General features: G+C 34.3%; 15 protein-coding genes. 4 read left to right on the top strand and 11 right to left on the bottom strand.

Features of this window, described 5'->3' with window-relative positions:
* Positions 1–10: 10 nt before the first annotated feature.
* From M4L39_RS01755 to M4L39_RS01745, 3 genes are read right to left on the bottom strand one after another with little or no spacing between them, the layout of a single operon-like run.
* The gene (locus M4L39_RS01755) at positions 11–1,144 is read right to left on the bottom strand and encodes an ABC transporter substrate-binding protein (protein WP_277580450.1); all 1,134 of its coding nucleotides are present in this window, start codon (positions 1,142–1,144) and stop codon (positions 11–13) included.
* Positions 1,144–1,749: a hypothetical protein gene (locus M4L39_RS01750; protein WP_277580449.1), complete on the bottom strand. Its 606-nt coding sequence runs from the start codon at positions 1,747–1,749 to the stop codon at positions 1,144–1,146. Before M4L39_RS01750 ends, M4L39_RS01755 begins: the two co-directional genes overlap by 1 nt.
* Positions 1,746–2,369 carry a hypothetical protein gene (locus M4L39_RS01745; RefSeq protein WP_277580448.1) on the bottom strand — a complete coding sequence of 208 codons (624 nt, stop codon included), beginning with the start codon at positions 2,367–2,369 and terminating at the stop codon, positions 1,746–1,748. Before M4L39_RS01745 ends, M4L39_RS01750 begins: the two co-directional genes overlap by 4 nt.
* A 177-nt stretch (positions 2,370–2,546) precedes the next feature.
* On the opposite strand from M4L39_RS01745, the gene M4L39_RS01740 reads away from it, so the two are divergent.
* Positions 2,547–3,179, top strand: a complete 633-nt coding sequence (locus M4L39_RS01740; protein ID WP_277580447.1) for a hypothetical protein — start codon at positions 2,547–2,549, stop codon at positions 3,177–3,179.
* A complete protein-coding gene (locus tag M4L39_RS01735; protein ID WP_277580446.1) occupies positions 3,172–3,774 on the top strand; it encodes a hypothetical protein in 603 nt (200 codons plus the stop codon). The genes M4L39_RS01740 and M4L39_RS01735 overlap by 8 nt, the downstream gene beginning before the upstream one ends.
* Before the next feature lie 202 nt (positions 3,775–3,976).
* Here the strand turns inward: M4L39_RS01735 and M4L39_RS01730 are convergent, their stop codons facing one another.
* The gene (locus M4L39_RS01730; protein ID WP_277580445.1) at positions 3,977–4,738 is read right to left on the bottom strand and encodes an SDR family oxidoreductase; all 762 of its coding nucleotides are present in this window, start codon (positions 4,736–4,738) and stop codon (positions 3,977–3,979) included.
* Positions 4,739–5,021: 283 nt separating this feature from the next.
* On the opposite strand from M4L39_RS01730, the gene M4L39_RS01725 reads away from it, so the two are divergent.
* Positions 5,022–5,447 carry a MaoC family dehydratase gene (locus M4L39_RS01725; protein WP_277580444.1) on the top strand — a complete coding sequence of 142 codons (426 nt, stop codon included), beginning with the start codon at positions 5,022–5,024 and terminating at the stop codon, positions 5,445–5,447.
* A 124-nt stretch (positions 5,448–5,571) separates the two neighbouring features.
* Here the strand turns inward: M4L39_RS01725 and M4L39_RS01720 are convergent, their stop codons facing one another.
* Together M4L39_RS01720 and M4L39_RS01715 are read right to left on the bottom strand one after the other, a co-directional pair.
* Positions 5,572–6,327: an SDR family NAD(P)-dependent oxidoreductase gene (locus M4L39_RS01720; RefSeq protein WP_277580443.1), complete on the bottom strand. Its 756-nt coding sequence runs from the start codon at positions 6,325–6,327 to the stop codon at positions 5,572–5,574.
* Between the two features lie 67 nt (positions 6,328–6,394).
* The gene (locus M4L39_RS01715; protein WP_277580442.1) at positions 6,395–6,829 is read right to left on the bottom strand and encodes a MarR family winged helix-turn-helix transcriptional regulator; all 435 of its coding nucleotides are present in this window, start codon (positions 6,827–6,829) and stop codon (positions 6,395–6,397) included.
* 149 nt (positions 6,830–6,978) lie between these two features.
* Between M4L39_RS01715 and M4L39_RS01710 the strand changes: the two genes are divergently transcribed.
* A complete protein-coding gene (locus tag M4L39_RS01710) occupies positions 6,979–7,713 on the top strand; it encodes an SDR family NAD(P)-dependent oxidoreductase (protein ID WP_277580441.1) in 735 nt (244 codons plus the stop codon).
* Between the two features lie 114 nt (positions 7,714–7,827).
* Here the strand turns inward: M4L39_RS01710 and M4L39_RS01705 are convergent, their stop codons facing one another.
* The 5 genes from M4L39_RS01705 to M4L39_RS01685 all read right to left on the bottom strand — a co-directional run bounded on the left by M4L39_RS01705 (position 7,828) and on the right by M4L39_RS01685 (position 13,517).
* Positions 7,828–8,154 (bottom strand): PH domain-containing protein, encoded by a 327-nt coding sequence (locus M4L39_RS01705; RefSeq protein WP_277580440.1) that lies wholly within the window; start codon positions 8,152–8,154, stop codon positions 7,828–7,830.
* 20 nt (positions 8,155–8,174) lie between these two features.
* Positions 8,175–9,656 (bottom strand): catalase, encoded by a 1,482-nt coding sequence (locus M4L39_RS01700; RefSeq protein ID WP_277580439.1) that lies wholly within the window; start codon positions 9,654–9,656, stop codon positions 8,175–8,177.
* Between the two features lie 13 nt (positions 9,657–9,669).
* On the bottom strand, positions 9,670–10,617 hold the full coding sequence (hemH, locus tag M4L39_RS01695) for a ferrochelatase (protein WP_277580438.1): 948 nt from the start codon (positions 10,615–10,617) through the stop codon (positions 9,670–9,672).
* A gap of 412 nt (positions 10,618–11,029) precedes the next feature.
* Positions 11,030–12,619 (bottom strand): ABC transporter permease, encoded by a 1,590-nt coding sequence (locus M4L39_RS01690; protein ID WP_277580437.1) that lies wholly within the window; start codon positions 12,617–12,619, stop codon positions 11,030–11,032.
* Position 12,620: 1 nt separating this feature from the next.
* Entirely contained in the window at positions 12,621–13,517 is an 897-nt protein-coding gene (locus M4L39_RS01685) for an ABC transporter ATP-binding protein (RefSeq protein ID WP_277580436.1), read from the bottom strand.
* Between the last annotated feature and the right edge of the window lie 17 nt (positions 13,518–13,534).

Here is a 13,534-nt window from a genome sequence, read left to right as displayed (position 1 = left end):
AGTTAACTCCTTAATACTTCGCAGCATCAGATGAAGGATGTAAAATAGACTCAACATCTTCGTCTGATAATTTATAGTCGTAAAAATCTTGGTAATATGATTTGATTTCATCTTTCATGTCATAGTTGAATTTATCTGGGTGATTATGTTGCGCCATCCATTTAAGCATTAACGGTGCATCTCCGTTTGGTGGGAACCAACGATAGATACCTAAAGGCACCTTATAGACCGCTTTGTCTTTAACTGCTTTTACCTGACTCCAATCTTGACCAGACACTTTGTTTTTCAATAAATCATTAGGTTGAGTCTCAGTGAAGTTCGTAATATAGATTTTGTCTGGATTCCATTTATAAATTTGCTCCATATTAACTTCTTTTTGACCATCGACGCCATCATCACCAACAACATCAATACCACCAGTTGCTTCTGTCCATTTTTCACTAAAGAAATTACCGCCACCAACAACAATAGAGTTATCTGTGTGTTGATGTAAGAATAGAACTTTGGGTTTCTCTGATTTTTTCGTGTCTTTTAGGCCATCATCAATCATTTTTTGAGACTTTTCTCCCTCTTTCATGAATTTCTCAGTTCTATCGCTCGTCTTACCACCTTTAACATCTGAAGTGACTTTTAACCAGCTGTTAAACGTAGCTAAAGGATCAGCGTCTTCTACCTTGATTGTTTCTAGTCCCATGGTTGGTATGCCACTCTCTGCAACTTTATCTAAGGTTTTCTTTTCAGTAGCATTTTCAAAATAAACATCTGGATTGATTTTAGATAATTCTTCTATATTCACATCTCCATTTTTCACAAACTCTGTAGATGCTTTTTTAATATCAGGCGATATTTTAGAAAGTATAGAATTTTCTGCAGCGTTATACGCATTAGGATGTATGCCTTTAATTTCTTTCGTAGAATTCGTTCCTACAAACCAAGTAGAAAAGTACGGTAAGATGCCTCCTACTACAATACTGTCTGGATCTTTTTTAATTTTCACTTCTCGGTTCGTTTGGTCTTTAACTATTTTTTCTTCTTTCGTTAATTCCTTATCCTCTGAATTCGTAACTGTCGTATTTGAATTACATGCTGTAAGTAATGTAGCTGATAATACAATTCCAGCTATGGCACTATATTTTTGCTTCATTATTGATTATCTCCTGTTCTTAGCCATTGTCCTAAACCATGTAAAAACGGCTTAGCTTGATTAATAAATCCAAGTCCAATATGAAACATTGGATCTAACGAAGTTACGATTAACTCGCCATTGAAATTAACATCATCAATATAAAAAATAGATCTTCCATCTGGTGTATTTAATAGTGATTTCGCGCCATTTGGTGGATCGAACGTGCCGTGATAATGCCACTTCATATCATCCACTTTCAAGTGTTCATATAAACTATGTGTTTGATAATCAGGGTTTAACGGGAGGTCGCCGTTGGGTCGAACCCACCAACTGAAATTCACTTCAGAATCTTCCCAATGTATGTGAGGAAACCACTGATCTAATACTTCTCCAAAAATCACTAGACGCTTACCTTGTTTTAAAAAATTTAAAAATAACTGTCTATGTTTTTTTAATAACTGAATATCTAACCGACACGATAGTAAAACCGTGTCATAGCAACTTAAATCATATGTATTTAATGTTCTAATATGTATGACGTCATTATATAAATATTTAAATTCTTGCTCTTCTAAAAACCTATTCTGATATGGTGTCCCATTAACGATTAAAGCAATATTCAATGTTGATAATCCTCCCTAATTCTTGATGCTTCTGTGCGTATGGCTTTTAACATCTGTAGACCCATTTGATTTGAAGTGTTGTCTTCGTATGTATAGATACGATACATATCAGTGCCAGCACCCGCATATATCGTTCCTTTATGTGTTCGGTCTACATAAACAATTGGTTTTTGCTCTTGATCCGTTATTAACACTTTGGCTTGCTCAGGAACGGTTTCAAAATAACCTCTTGAAAAGAAACCCCGCACGCCTCGTCTATATTCCAAATCTTTCACTTTAATGTTCTCAAAAAGTCCATTATCCGTTGCTTTCACTTCTAAAGCTCGGTCTTTTAATGGGATGGGGGACCTTTCCCAACTCGACACACAATTCAACCAAGGTAAAGATTTCTCCACTAATGTGAAAATCACTCCGCCTTGGTTGATGTAATCAGTTAATATGTCGTCATGTGCCAAAAGATAAGGTTCATCAATATGGTTTGAAATAATTACGCCATCAAATGTATTTAAATTAGTGTTTGGTAAATCGTATACATTTAAAAAAACGAGTCCTCTTTGATGATCTAATTCTGTAAGTCTCGAAAATTGGATGTCTATTGCTAAATATGCGATTGCATTCATTTTTCTACTTCCCTTGCTAAATTTTATATTTATGCGTATTTTATAATATATAAACTATTTTACCGATAATGATTATCAATTTCAATTAAAACCTTGAAATTGAATTTAAATTTAAAAATTAATTATTACCATAAAATGTTATTTCGAAAACAAATTAATTATAAAAGGATGTTTTTAATGACTTATTTAATTGGTCACATCGACCCTGAGCATGCATTTGGTATTAACAAAGAAAATGATATAGACAAAGAAATAACTGTAGAGTATATACCTCAATATGAATTTCACAAATTAGACATTTTTAAATTTGATGCAATTATCATTTCTAATTTTGTAGATCAAGAATATTTATATCGTCATAAATGTTTGATAAATGATTATTTGAACTCTAAAAAAATTATTGTCTTTTTTGGACACTTATTTAAACCTTTTTTGCCTAAAACTGCTTTGTTTATGCCTGAACACATTCATCATTTCAGTGATTATTCGCTAGATCCAAACAGTGACTCTCCTATATATGCCAACGTCAAAAATGACGACATGACATTTAATAAAGGTGTAGCTGGTTTCTTTGCGAGAGGCTATTACCAAACGCAACCTGAACACGAAACACATCTAACATTTTGCAACGGACATGTTGTGACCTATGTAGATAGAGTGTCAACAGAAGGCACCCTCTTTATGCACGCGGGCCGTTCACTTTTAGGATACACAGCGCAGAATAAAACAACCGATTATATTTCTAGTCAATTTACAACTTGGCTAAAACAAGAAATAGCGTCATTACAAGGAGGCAAAATTAATGAATAAAATAGGTGTTATATACTCTGGAAATGAGTCACATTATCGTACATTCCACGAACCTAAGTTTCATCAATTTATAGAGCAATTAATTTACCATCCAGATTTTTTAGAAACAGACATTAGCACGCTTGATATATTAATCGTGCCTTCACAGTTAAACCAGCCCTTATTATTAAAAAGTGTCGACAAAATTCATGCTTTTGCACAATCTGGAGGTACTGTTGTCGCATTCGGACCACAACCACATGACTGGTTGCCAAATCAAAATTGGGAATTTAGACCCACTAATTTTTGGTGGTGGTTAGAAGATCATGCCGATAGTGGTTTACTTTTATCCGCACCGAATCATTCATTATTCGCACGTTACCTTACGCTAAATGATTGCACGTGGCATCAACATGGTGTGTTTTGGCCACCAGAAGATGCTGAAATATTAATTGGCTCAAAAAATGGTGGCGCCGTGCTGTATGAACAAAATTCTAAACAACATGGGCATTGGATTATTACAACGCTAGATCCTGATTATCATTTTGGCTCATATTTCATGCCAGCTACAGAAAAATTTCTTGAAGGTTTTTTTCCGTACTTAGCTTATGAATAAGCTTTTATAAAAAAGAGAAATAGCTATCTTATCAATAACCATCAATTATTCATACTTCAAAAACAGTTTTAAAAACCCTCTTAACATGTTGTTAAGAGGGTTAACTATATACAAATAATCTATAATTACAGTTCTTATATTTCCCAAGAAATAATGGCAATTCTTTATATCCACAAGAGGATAATACGATGCCAATTTTATTTTAGAATGCTGCAGTCCATCCACCATCTGCTGTGATGATCGTTCCGTTGATAAAACTCGAGTCATTAGAAGCTAAAAATAATGCTACTTTAGCAATTTCTTCTGCTTGGCCTGTTTTAGGTATCGCACTTTGTGCTATTTTTGTACGTTCAGCTCCAAAGTGATTAATATCTTTGATTGAAGCAGATATATTTGTTTCAATTGCCCCGGGTGCGATTCCATTACAACGTATGCCTTTTTCCGCATACATAAAACCAGTATTTTTTGTAAGACCTACGAGTGCATGTTTAGAAGCACTATAAATGGCGCCCGCATGCGCACCATTTAACCCACCTGTAGAAGTCGTATTGATAATAATGCCTTCTTCTTTTTCTAAAAATATTGGCATCGCCTTGCGCATGGCTCTCATTGCACCTTTAGTATTTATGTCGAATATTAAATCCCAGCGCTCATCCAAAATATCTCCCACTGGCTCAAAACCATCCATAACACCAGCATTATTGACTAAAATATCTAAAGTACCGTAAGCTTCTATAGCAGTATCAATCATATTATTGATATCTTCTTGCTCAACTACGTTTACCTCAATAGCTTGAGCAATACCGTTATTTTCGTTAATTTCTTTTGAAACTGTTTCCGCTTTTTCTAAATTAAGATCCGCTACTATAACTTTCGCACCTTCTTTAGCATATAATTCCGCAACCGCTTTACCCATTCCAGATGCTGCACCTGTAACAATCGCTACTTTATCTTTTAGTTTCATAATATTCTCCCCTTATTTCTATTTTAATGGCTTATTAATCATACCCACTAGTGTAAATATACCACTCCAAGATTCTTTTAGCCCCATAATAAATCTATCGCTTTCAATTGTCTTACAACGCATATAACTAGTGAAATGATAGTTCGAATCTTTAGTTATAATTGGTACAATGATATATTAGTTGGTAAAATAGCTGGATTTCATTTCAATAAATTTTAATTTTCAATATTTCTCAGTACAATAGAAATATTAGCAATTTAACATACTAAAGGAGAATACAATCATGAAACTAGATGAATTTCACATTGGCGAAGAATTTACAACTGAACCATATAAAATAAGTGAAGAAGCAATTACGAATTTTGCTAGTGAATTTGACCCACAATATATGCACCTAGATAAAGAAAAAGCGCAACAAGGAAGATTTAATGGTGTCATCGCTTCTGGCATCCAGACACTAGCCATTTCTTTCAAATTATGGATTGAAACAGGCAAATACGGAGAAGATGTCATTGCAGGTACACATATGAATAACATTAAATTTATTAAACCAGTATTTCCAGACGACGAATTACATACTGTGATAAAAGTTATTGATATAAAGGCTGGTAAAAGAGACCAAGGCTTGCTGACGGTATTAATGACAACCTTTAATCATGAAGAAGTTAAAGTATTTGAAGGCGAACTCACAGCACTTATCAAACGTTAAAACTTTCAAAATATGAAACGAGAGCGAGACAGAAATCAACATTTGAAATTTGATTTCTGTCTCGCTCTCTTTAATAAATTATTTTATTTCAGCTCAATTTATATACAAGTACTTCGTTATGCTTTTAGTATAATTTAACACTACCGCCATCTACCATAACCGTTTGCCCTGTGATATATTGCGCGCCTTCACTTCCTAAAAATACTGCTACTGGGCCAATGTCTTTTTCAACATCTCCAAATTTTTGCAACGGAATGCCTTGAACCACCTTATCATAATATTCAGGATTATCTTTGCGCCATTGATCAACGCCTTCAGAATAAGCGATTGGCGATATGATATTAGCATTAATACCAAATTCTCCAAATTCATTAGCTATCACACGTGTAATACCACGAATCGCCTCTTTTGCTACGACATATGCACCTTGGTTCTTATCACCTTTTACAGCAGCACCTGAACCAAAGTTGATAATATTACCTTTCGTTTCTTTCAGGTAAGGTATAACCATTTGGCATAAATAAAATGTCGCATAGAATCCTGTATTAAGTGATAAGTTCAAATCTTCTTCTGTAATATCTAAAAAAGCATTCATGCGAGATGCATGTGCATTATTAACTAATATGTCAATTTTCCCATAGTTTTCTATTGTAGCATCTACGCAAGCTTGCAATGAATCTTTATCTGTTAAGTCTGTCTTAATAAATAATGTTTCGTAGCCTTGGCTCTTTAATTTTTCGCTCAATAATCCCCCTTTTTCTTCAGCAATATCAGCGATAACTACTTTAGCATTTTCTTTAACATACGCCTTCACGATTCCAGAACCAATACCTCCTGCGCCGCCTGTCACAATTGCTACTTTATCATCTAGTCTAGCCATTAAAATCACCCTTTCATTTTTTAATATTAGAATATTTTTGCTCATTCTTTTTTATACGTATAAAGTCTTATTTATTCAATTGTTTTACATGGCTATAAAGTTTCTTCTGAATATTAAGTAGTTGTGTTACTTCATCGTCATTTAACACTGAATAAATTTCATTTCTCATTTTTTGACCCTGTTTTTGTGCTTCTTCTAACAAATTCAACCCTTTTTCAGTAATAGTAATTAAAATGGAACGTCTATCTTCTTCTTGATGTGCCCTTACTACATAACCTTCTTTAACGAGTTTGTTTGTCAAACCGGTTATTGCACCTGAAGTATAGCCAAGCGATTGTGCGAGAGCTGATGGCTTTTGTGCACCATGCTCTTTAAGTTTAGATAAGGCAATAATTTGTGAAATATTAACATTCATATTAAATTGTTTCATAAAAAGTGTCATTGTCGCATCATTAAATAACTCAGCAGTATGAATGAGTTCGAAAAAATTATTCTTTTCCATGATATGCCTCCCTAAATACGTTGATATAAGAGTAGTATATACAAAATTAGTTTAGCGGTAAAATACTTAATGCTAAATAGTTAACTTTTAATGTATTTACTGGTAAATTATATAATAATAAAGCATTGATACTGGGAGGACGTTAAATTATGAGCAGATTAGATAATAAAGTTGTAATTATTACTGGTGCAGCACAGGGTATGGGAAAAATGCACGCTGAAAAGGTATTGCATGAAGGTGCAAAAGTTGTGATTACTGATATCAATGAAACCCTCGGTCAAGAGGTTGCACAAGAACTTGGAGAAAATGCACTTTTTATTAAACATGATGTTTCTAATGAAGCAGATTGGCAAAATGTTGTAGATACAGTAATCAAAAAATGGGGCAAAATAGATGTCTTAGTAAATAATGCTGGTATTACTTATAACACGCCTTTAGAAGAACTCAGTTTAGAAAGTTATATGAAAATTGTAAATATCAATCAAGTGTCTGTATTTTTAGGTATGAAATCAGTCGCTTCAACTATGAAAGCGCAACAGCACGGTTCCATTATTAACATATCTTCTATGAATGGACTTGTTGGTGGTGCAATTGGCTACACAGATACAAAATTTGCAGTTCGCGGTATGACTAAAGCTGCTTCAAGAGATCTTTCACCATATAATATACGTGTGAATTCAGTACATCCCGGTGTAATCCAGACACCCATGATTGAACAAGAAGGTGTTAAAGAAGCAGTCGAACAATTCGCGAAGACCATTCCAATGCGTCGTGTTGCTTTGACTGAAGAAGTATCTAATATGGTCATCTTTTTAGCTTCAGATGATGCGAGTTACTCTACAGGTTCCGAATTCGTAATCGATGGTGGACTTACTGCGTTATAAGCAACTTAAGAAAACCAAATATTTTAAACAGTAAAACCCCTGCGCAATACCACTTAAATGGTTGCGAAGGGGTTTTATAATAATTGATATAGCCTACTGAAATCAAATTAATAATTAAAGTTTTTTAGGCTCTACGTAAGCGACAAAGTTTTCAGCATCTTCTTTATTTAAATCTGTTAAAGAAAATGTGCCAATGCTAAAGCGCATCGTTAATACATTATCATCTAATTCAATATTTTCAATTTCGTCATATCTAATGTTTCTATAGTAAAACTGGCCATCCATATCAACATTTAATATAAGACGTTCATTTGTTGCGACATAAGCCGCTTCGTATACTTTTATTTCTCCTTGAACAGGGTATTCCATATTTCCTAAAACGGAAGGCCCTTGTTTCTCAGTTGGAAATAAATCTTCTGGATTAATATTATCTAATATCATTCGATTACCTACCTTTTCAATTAGTCTGCAACTTCTAAGTCTACAGTGTTAATATCAATACCCATAGCATCTGCTACACCTTGACCGTAAGCTGGATCTGCTTTATAACAATGTCTAATATGACGGTGTTTAAGCGGATCAGTAACTGGACTCATTTCATTAGCCGTATTATTAAATAATATTTGCTGTTCATCTGGTGACAAGCGACGGAATAATTCACCTGGTTGTTCAAAGTAATTATCATCATCTTCACGGAAATCATATTCATATGCTTGACCTTGAATATCTAAGCCTGGTTTTTTGTATTGTGGTTGGTCTTCAAGGGCACCATTACTATTTGGATAGTAGTGTGTTTGTGAACCTTGATTATCATCAAGAATACGCATTTGTCCGTCTCTACTAAATGGACAGATATTTTCTATACCTACACCTTTTGGTTGGTTAACAGGAATTTGCCAATGATTCACACCTAAACGATATCTTTGAGTGTCTCCATACGAGAACAGACGCCCTTGTAACATTTTATCTGGAGAGAAATCTAACCCTGGAACGATGTTTGTTGGCGCAAATGCAGCTTGTTCAACATCTTGGAAATAGTTTTCAGGGTTTCTATTTAATTCAAACTCTCCTACTTCGATTAATGGGTATTCGTCTTTATACCAAACTTTTGTTAAATCAAATGGGTTATCTTTGTGATTGCGTGCTTGTTCTTCTGTCATTACTTGGATGTACATTTTCCATTTAGGGAAATTGCCTTCTTCAATATTTCCAAATAAATCTCTTTGAGAAGATTCTCTGTCATGCGCTATAACTTGTGCAGCTTCTTCAGGTGAATAATTTTCTATACCTTGTTGTGTTCTGTGGTGGAATTTCACCCAAACACGCTCACCTTTATCATTGTACATAGAATATGTGTGAGAACCAAAGCCATGCATATTTCTGAAACCTTTAGGAATGCCACGATTAGTCATCAAAATAGTTACTTGGTGCAACGCTTCTGGTAGTAAAGTCCAGAAATCCCAATTTGCTTGGGGATCTTTCATATTCGTTTTCGGGTTACGTTTAACAACATGATTTAAACTTGCGAATAATTTAGGATCTCTAAAGAAGAAGACTGGTGTATTGTTACCAACTAAATCCCAGTTACCTTCGTCTGTATAAAATTTCAATGCAAATCCACGAATATCACGTTCTGCATCTGCTCCACCACGTTCACCTGCTACTGTTGAAAAACGAGCGAACATTTCTGTTTCTTTGCCAACTTCAGAAAAGATACTTGCACAAGTGTACTGTGTAATATCATTTGTTACTTTAAATGTACCAAATGCGCCAGAACCTTTTGCATGCATACGACGTTCCGGAATAACTTCTCTATCGAAGTGTGCCATTTGTTCTATAAAATATATATCTTGCATTAAAAGCGGACCTCTAGGACCTGCTGTCATACTATTTTCTCTATCTCCTACTGGTGCACCAAACAAGCCTGTTAATTTTTTACTCATTATATTATCTCCTTTATTTTACCGCAGTTAAGTGATTCTTACTTTTATAGTTATTGATGACTGCATTTGCAATACCTTCAATAAATAATTGATTTGAGCCAGGCATTTCAGCTCTATAATAATTGCAACCTACATCATCGCAAACTTTTTTACATTCATAATCATTATCATATAAGACTTCTAAGTGTTCACATGTAAAACCTAACGGAACGTATATAAAGTTTTGATAATCATATTGTTCATGTAATGTTTGAGTCAAATCTTGCACATCTGGCCCAATCCAAGGTTCTCCAGTGTTACCTTCAGATTGCCAACCGTTAAAAACATGATTATGTCCAATTCGTGATTGGATTAACTGGGCTGTTTCTTCAAGCTGACTCGGATAAGGATCATTATGTTCCAATATTTTTTCTGGAAGACTATGAGCCGAAACGATGATTGCTGTTTTTTGATGCGCTTCCTGAGGTATTAAATTCAATTGTGCATTTACTGAATCAACCCAATATTGAATGAATTTCTCTTCTTTATAAAATTGATCCAATGTAGTTACTTTAATATTTTTCTCATTTGCATATTGAGATGCACGCTGGTTATACATTTCTACTGAAAATGAAGAATAATGCGGCGTTAAAACTACGCTGACGATTTCATCTATACCTTCCGCACTAATGTCATCTATCGCATCTTCAATAAATGGATGTATATGTTTCAACCCTATATATAATTCATAGCTTATGTCACTCGTCATTGAGTTAAGTGTATGACATAATGTTTCAGCTTGTTTTTCTGTTGTTGTTGCTAAAGGTGATACGCCACCAATATATTCATATCTATCTTTCAAATCTATGTATGCTTCATGGCTTGGTTCGTGTCCATGTCTGATATGTGTATAGTAAGGTAAAATATCTTCTTCCTTATATGGCGTACCATAAGACATACATAATAATGCTACACGTTTCATGTTAAGTGCACCTCCACTAATTCACTCTTCTTTACAATAATTATCTGTTTGTAATTATTATAATCTATTATAACGTAAAAATCATCAAAGTCTACATTTAAATATTTAACAAATTATTTGAATTGATAATACATCCTTATAAGTGATAATTAATTATGCGTTTTCTTTATTTTTCGTTTCCATTGAATTAAAAAATAGAACTTTTATTTCTAGCAATAATCCATATCTCATCGAGAATATAGAAGACACTTGTCTCGCACCAAACAATCCAATACGAGTCGACGGCTATCGACTGTGGTTTTATCCTAGGCAAGTGAATATGAAATAGTATTTGATATAACGAAAAAGAGCTACCAAAATTTGGCAACTCTTTCAATCCATACTTTATACAACATCATTTTTATTTGAGTAATTATATATCTTTTCTGTTAAATCCAACTGCACCTATGACACACAGTATAATGAAAATAAGCGTAAGCATTACAATTGGTCCACTTGTAAAATCATCTATAGGCAGACTCGGAATATGTTCAAATGGCGTGATATCTTTCATCCAATCTTTCACATTCAATAAAGTACCTAAATAATTCACTAAAAAAGTATAAGCTAGATAAGCATAGACTAAAGTCGTTAACTTTATACCCCAACCAATTACGACAGTTCCTATACCAACAAAACTAAGTATAGCTGGTATATAGATAATAGCCGATTGAATAACCATCCCAAAGTCGAGTGGTGTATCCATTGAATAGTATTGGCCAACATACAAACCAAACCCTGCGACAAAAATCATCACTACCGCATTCACCACACTGATAATTAGAAAACTCAATAAGTATTTGATACGCGAAAGCGGATTCGCTAATACAAGCATCGCATATCCTTTATCTATCGCTTTCTTTATTTTAAATAAAGCTAATAGCGTAGGCACCGTACTGATTATCGCCATCACTAACATCAGTTGCGGTAAAAATTGTTTAACGTAATCTCCTTTTGGATTTTCTAACATAGACAGTAATAAAGGGTTATCTTTAAAAAAGTCGTCTAAATTTCCAAAAATAGAGCCATAAGACAATCCAAGTACAAATAATCCAATAGCAAAATATATAAAACTCATTTTTTGCAATCGCATTTGTAAACCTAGTGGCGACTTCATGTACCATTTCGCATATTGCTTCCCTTTTTTCTGTGGTAATAATTTAGCCTCGATATCACGTAACCCATTTAACACAAAGGCAAATATAGCAATGACAACTGTAAGACCTAAAATACACCACACTGGCCACCAATAATCTTGTGAAAAAGCATAGGTTCTAGACAACCAGCCCATTGGTGAAAACATAGATAGCGTCTCATTTGCTACATCTCCAAACGCCCTAACCAAATACATAATTAACAATAAAGCGATACTCACACCAGTCGTTTCACTACTTGATGATACAAATTGGGCAACTAACATGGTCAACGTAGCAAACATAAGACCAAATACACCTAAAGCCGAGCTATATAGGAATGCACCTGCTATATCTATGCCATCAACATTTAACAACACAAGACCTAAAGTGAATAATATCATTAGACTGACATTAAGTAATAAAGTCTGAAGTAAATGGCCCATCAATGGTGCTTGTTTACCAATCGGCAAAGCAGTTAAAATGATTGTTCTACCATCTTCTTCATCACCACGTGTGTCTCGAGAGACAATTAAAATATTCATGATTGCTACCATTACTGCTGTAAATAAAATCATTTCATGCGTAAAAAGCACGCCAATGTTTACATAATCAAAATCAGCTGGTCCAAGCATCGCTTGCATCGCAGGATTTTTCGACATTTCTATAATAGGGCTCATCTTAGATTGACTCGGGTACATCGACTCAAAAGCAGGGGGGATCATTAACGTTAAAGCAGTTAATAAAACTACCCATAAAACCATTTTTTTACTATTTCTTTTTACATAAAAATAAAATAACTTTGAGGTCTGGTAAAATGATTGTTTCATATCATTCACCTACTTCATCTGTTGCTTCATAATATCGTTTAAATATTGCTTCTAGTGTTGGCGGCATAGATTCTAACTTTTTAATTTCAAATCGACTTAGATACTCAATTACAGCAGAAATTTTATCTGAATCGACTTCAAAATAATATGTGTTATCTTCTTGTCTAACGTTATGCACACCCGTCACTTGTGTTAACACTGCTAATTGCTGTCCACTTTCTACAGTAAATTGCATACGTGTAAGATGGCGCATCTCGTCTAAAGTCCCAGAAGTTATCATTTTACCTTTACGGATAATACCCACTCGATCGCACAGCTTTTCTACTTCACTTAAAATATGACTCGAGAGTAGCACACTTTTGTTATTACTTTTAATGTCTCTTATGCATGCTTGAAAAACCTCTTCCATTAAAGGATCAAGACCAGAAGTAGGTTCATCTAAAATATATAATTTTGCATCAATGCTAAACGCAGTAATTAACGCTACTTTCTGACGGTTCCCTGTCGAATAGGCACTACATTTTTTAGTAGTATCTAATTCAAAGCGTTTAATTAATTCATTTTTTCTATCGTGATTTGCTTTGGGATGAAGACTAAGAAAGAAATCAATAATTTCTCCACCGGTTAAATTTGGCCAAAAATTGACATCACCAGGCACAAAAGCGAGATCTTCATGCACAGCTACTGCATCTTTCCGCGCATACTTGTCAAAAATTTCAATGGTACCTTGTGTTGGTTTCAACATACCTAATATCGCTTTAATTGTCGTCGATTTTCCAGCCCCATTTGGCCCAATAAAGCCATAAACTTCACCCTCATTGAGTTCTAAATCCACTCCATCTAAGGCGTAGAATTTACCAAAGCGTTTTGTTAAATTATTAATTTTAAGTAGGGTCATACGCACCACCCTTTACA

It is taken from the genome of Staphylococcus equorum (assembly GCF_029531845.1).
Classification (GTDB): Bacteria; Bacillota; Bacilli; order Staphylococcales; family Staphylococcaceae; genus Staphylococcus; species Staphylococcus equorum_C.
This window is presented reverse-complemented; position numbering and strand designations above follow the sequence as displayed.

What these genes read in the sequence shown, in the direction of transcription:
- M4L39_RS01755 (WP_277580450.1), bottom strand. Translation starts at nt 1,144, where the DNA reads ATGAAGCAAAAATATAGTGCCATAGCTGGAATTGTATTATCAGCTACA.
- M4L39_RS01745 (WP_277580448.1), bottom strand. Translation starts at nt 2,369, where the DNA reads ATGAATGCAATCGCATATTTAGCAATAGACATCCAATTTTCGAGACTT.
- M4L39_RS01740 (WP_277580447.1), top strand. Translation starts at nt 2,547, where the DNA reads ATGACTTATTTAATTGGTCACATCGACCCTGAGCATGCATTTGGTATT.
- M4L39_RS01735 (WP_277580446.1), top strand. Translation starts at nt 3,172, where the DNA reads ATGAATAAAATAGGTGTTATATACTCTGGAAATGAGTCACATTATCGT.
- M4L39_RS01730 (WP_277580445.1), bottom strand. Translation starts at nt 4,738, where the DNA reads ATGAAACTAAAAGATAAAGTAGCGATTGTTACAGGTGCAGCATCTGGA.
- M4L39_RS01725 (WP_277580444.1), top strand. Translation starts at nt 5,022, where the DNA reads ATGAAACTAGATGAATTTCACATTGGCGAAGAATTTACAACTGAACCA.
- M4L39_RS01720 (WP_277580443.1), bottom strand. Translation starts at nt 6,327, where the DNA reads ATGGCTAGACTAGATGATAAAGTAGCAATTGTGACAGGCGGCGCAGGA.
- M4L39_RS01715 (WP_277580442.1), bottom strand. Translation starts at nt 6,829, where the DNA reads ATGGAAAAGAATAATTTTTTCGAACTCATTCATACTGCTGAGTTATTT.
- M4L39_RS01710 (WP_277580441.1), top strand. Translation starts at nt 6,979, where the DNA reads ATGAGCAGATTAGATAATAAAGTTGTAATTATTACTGGTGCAGCACAG.
- M4L39_RS01705 (WP_277580440.1), bottom strand. Translation starts at nt 8,154, where the DNA reads ATGATATTAGATAATATTAATCCAGAAGATTTATTTCCAACTGAGAAA.
- M4L39_RS01700 (WP_277580439.1), bottom strand. Translation starts at nt 9,656, where the DNA reads ATGAGTAAAAAATTAACAGGCTTGTTTGGTGCACCAGTAGGAGATAGA.
- hemH (WP_277580438.1), bottom strand. Translation starts at nt 10,617, where the DNA reads ATGAAACGTGTAGCATTATTATGTATGTCTTATGGTACGCCATATAAG.
- M4L39_RS01690 (WP_277580437.1), bottom strand. Translation starts at nt 12,619, where the DNA reads ATGAAACAATCATTTTACCAGACCTCAAAGTTATTTTATTTTTATGTA.
- M4L39_RS01685 (WP_277580436.1), bottom strand. Translation starts at nt 13,517, where the DNA reads ATGACCCTACTTAAAATTAATAATTTAACAAAACGCTTTGGTAAATTC.